This window comes from Streptomyces adustus, from assembly GCF_009377175.1.
In the GTDB taxonomy this organism is placed as follows: domain Bacteria; phylum Actinomycetota; class Actinomycetes; order Streptomycetales; family Streptomycetaceae; genus Streptomyces; species Streptomyces adustus.
Genome location: NZ_VJZD01000464.1, coordinates 1 through 3,334, shown reverse-complemented (window position 1 = coordinate 3,334; position 3,334 = coordinate 1). Strand labels below are relative to the sequence as shown.

Annotated in this window: 3 protein-coding genes; all 3 read right to left on the bottom strand. The window is 70.9% G+C overall.

What is annotated here, in order from left to right; translation table 11 throughout:
• Positions 1 to 50 precede the first annotated feature (50 nt).
• Positions 51 to 872 (bottom strand): ABC transporter permease subunit, encoded by an 822-nt coding sequence (locus tag FNH09_RS45585; protein ID WP_162470093.1) that lies wholly within the window; start codon positions 870 to 872, stop codon positions 51 to 53.
• 29 nt (positions 873 to 901) lie between these two features.
• On the bottom strand, positions 902 to 1,879 hold the full coding sequence (locus FNH09_RS45580) for a carbohydrate ABC transporter permease (protein WP_152895747.1): 978 nt from the start codon (positions 1,877 to 1,879) through the stop codon (positions 902 to 904).
• A 109-nt stretch (positions 1,880 to 1,988) separates the two neighbouring features.
• Positions 1,989 to 3,239 (bottom strand): sugar ABC transporter substrate-binding protein, encoded by a 1,251-nt coding sequence (locus FNH09_RS45575; protein ID WP_152895746.1) that lies wholly within the window; start codon positions 3,237 to 3,239, stop codon positions 1,989 to 1,991.
• Positions 3,240 to 3,334 lie beyond the last annotated feature (95 nt).

Sequence of the window (3,334 nt, the reverse complement as noted above, 5' to 3'; positions counted from 1 at the left end):
AGGTGGGGTGGGGCCGACGTCCCGGTCGGTCCCTGGCCTCGCCCGCGGGGTCAGTCCTTGACCGCGCCCGCGGTGACCCCGGCGGCGACGTACCGCTGCGCGAGGACGAGAAGGGCGGTGGCGGGTACGGACGCGACGACGGCGGTGGCCATGATCGCGTTCCATTCCTGGTTGTTGTTGCCGATGTAGCGGTAGATGCCGAGGGTGATCGGGCGCAGGTCGCCGCCGCCGTCGAGGGTGTTGGCGAAGACGAAGTCGGACCAGGCCCACAGGAAGCCGAACAGCGAGACGGTGACCACGGCGTTGCGGCTCACCGGCAGCACGACGGACCAGAAGACGCGCAGCGCGCCCGCGCCGTCGATCCGGGCGGCGGCGGTGAGTTCGTCGGGGATGCCCGACATGAACGCGGCGAAGATCATGACGCCGAAGGGCACGGAGATGGTGGAGTCCGCGACGATCAGGCCCCACCAGGAGTTCAGCAGCCCGGCGTTGAGGAAGATGCCGTAGAAGCCCATCGCCATGACGATGCCCGGGATCATCTGCGCGATCAGCAGGGCCAGGCTCAGCAGGCCGCCGCCGCGCGGACGCAGCTTCGCCAGCGAGTAGCCGGCCGGGGCGGCGAGGACGAGGGTGAGGGCGACCGTGCCGAGGCCGATGAGCAGGCTGGTGCCGAGACAGGGCAACTGATCGCGCAGGACGGCCCGGTAGCCCTCGAAGGTGGGGTGCAGCGGGAGCAGGTCGGGCGGGGACTTGCGCATGTCCGACTGCGGGGTGAGGGACACGTTCAGCATCCAGTACACCGGGAACAGCATGAGCGCGGTGAGCAGGACGCCGATCACGGTGTGCCGGCGGGAGCCGGTGCGGGAGGCCACGGGGGGCCGGCGGGAGCCGGTGCGGGAGGTCACGCTTCCTGCCTCCTCTGGACGCGGATGTACAGCAGACCGAAGACGAGCGCGATGAGGACGAGGATGTTGCCGACGGCGGCGCCGGGGCCGAACTGCGGCAGCAGGGTGCCGAATCCGAGCTGGTACGACCAGGTGGCCAGGGTGGACGAGGAGTCGCCCGGACCGCCCTTGGTCATGATCCAGATCAGGTCGAACACCTTGAGCGTGTAGACCAGGCCCAGCAGCAGGGTGATCGCCGAGACCGGGCGCAGCAGGGGGAAGGTGATGCTCCAGAACTGCCGGCGGCCGCTCGCCCCGTCCAGCGCGGCTGCCTCGTACAGCTCCCGGGGGATGTTCTGGAGCCCGCTGTGCAGGATGACCAGGTTGAACGGGATGCCGATCCAGACGTTGGCGATGATCACCGAGGTCAGTGCCCGGTCCGGCGAGGTCAGCCAGTCGACGGGTGGCAGGCCGACCAGCTGGAGGGCGTAGTTGACCACGCCCGACTCACTGTTGAGCATCCATGACCAGGTGGACGCCGACACGATCAGCGGCAGCAGCCACGGGACCAGGAACAGCGCCCGCAGGGTGCCGGCGAGCCGGAAGTGCCGGTCGAAGAAGACCGCGAGGGCCAGTCCGGCCGTGTACTGGAATGCGATGGACACGAAGGTGAAGACCATGGTGTGGCGCAGCGCGGGTGCGAAGGCCGGATCGTCCAGCACCCGGGCGAAGTTGTCCCAGCCCGAGAACGGGGCGTCGCCCGCGACGAAGGACCGGACCGTGTAGTGCCGCAGGCTCAGGTCGAGGTTGCGGTAGAGCGGGTAGAGGTAGAAGGCGACGAGGTAGACGACGAGCGGGGCGACGAAGGCCGACGCGGTCAGCCGGCTCCGGCGGCGTCCGCGGCGGGCCGCCCCGTCGCGCCGGCCGACGGCGCCCGTCGCCTCGGCTCCGGCCGGTGACCGCCCCGGCAGGCGGCCGGCTCGGGCGATGGTCATACGAACTCCTGGATGCGGGTGCTGCTTGCCTGCTGGTGCCTGCCTGCTGCTGCTTGCCTGCCGGCGGCTCGGCCGCCGATCCGGTTCCGGACCGGTGTCGGCCCTTGGGTCAGCCCTTGGCCTTCCCGGCGGCCGTCTGCGCGGTGGCGAGGGCGTCCTTCGGGCTGCTGCCGCCGGACAGGGCCGACTGCACCGCGGTCCACAGGGGCTGCGAGATGACGGGGTACTTGGTGCCGAGGCCGCCGCTGGTACGGCCGCGGGCGGCGGCCACGGCCTCGACCCACGGCCGGAGCTTCGGGTTCGCCGCGACCTGCCGGGCCTGCACGGCCGCGGTGGGGGCCACGTAGGTCAGGGCGGTGTCGCTGGCCAGCAGGTTCTCCGAGCTGGTCAGACAGGTGACGATCTTCTTGCTGACGTCGTAGCGCGCGGTGTCCTGCTGCACGGGCACGGTGACGAACTCGCCGCCCGTCGGCACCGGCGCCGCACCGCCGTGCTGTCCGGGGATGCCGACGACCCCGTACTCGAATCCGGCCTTCTCGGCGTTGGCCAGCTGCCAGGTGCCGTTCTCGGCGAAGGCGTACTCGCCGGTGGCGAACTCCTGCCAGCTGGTGGTCTGGGTGTTCTGGAGTACGTCCTTGGGCGCGTAGCCGGCGTCGACCCACTGCTTCCACAGCGTCAGCGCGGCGACCGCCTGCGCGGAGTCGAGGTCCGTGAGATCGGCACCGGCGCCCCAGAACCACGGCAGGAACTGGAAGCTGCCCTCCTCCGTGTTGATCGCGGAGAAGGTGATGCCCTTCTTGCCCGCCGCGGCGACCTTCTTCAGGGCGGCCGTCAGCGACGCCCAGTCCTTGACGGAGGCGGGGTCGACACCCGAGGCCGTCAGGATCTTCTTGTTGTAGTAGATCGCCAGGGTGTTGGCGCCGATCGGCACCCCGTAGGAGGCGCCGTTCAGGGTGCCCGCGCCGATGATGTTCTGCTGCATCGCGGACGTGTCCAGCCCGAGGTCGCTCGTCTTGTTGAGGATCCCGGCCTCCACCAGCGTGGAGACGACCGGGTTGTCCACGAGCATCACGTCGGGGGCGTTGCCCTGCTGGGCGGCGAGCAGCGCCTTGTTGCCCAGGTCCGTGGTGTCGTACCCGGTGCGCTTGACGGTCACCCCGGCCTCGGTGCCGCACCGGGCGACGCGCCTGCCCCAGTCCGAGGAGGCGTCGAACTGCGGGTACGGGTCCCAGAACGTGTACGTCCCCGAGCCGGCGGAGGAGCCGGAGGAGCCCGAGCCGCCGCCCCCGCAGGCGGAGACGGAGACCAGGGTGGCGACGGCGGCGAGGCAGGCGAGGAGGGTGCGGCGGGTGCTTCTCATTGCGGTGACCTCGTTGTCATGGATGCGGGAGAGCGGGGCGGGTTGCAGGAGGCAGGCGCGGGGAGCGGGTCCGGGAGGCCGGGTGGGTTCGGAGG

Excerpts from the sequence above, each read along its gene's own strand:
- FNH09_RS45580 (WP_152895747.1), bottom strand. The coding sequence starts at position 1,879 with ATGACCATCGCCCGAGCCGGCCGCCTGCCGGGGCGGTCACCGGCCGGA.
- FNH09_RS45575 (WP_152895746.1), bottom strand. The coding sequence starts at position 3,239 with ATGAGAAGCACCCGCCGCACCCTCCTCGCCTGCCTCGCCGCCGTCGCC.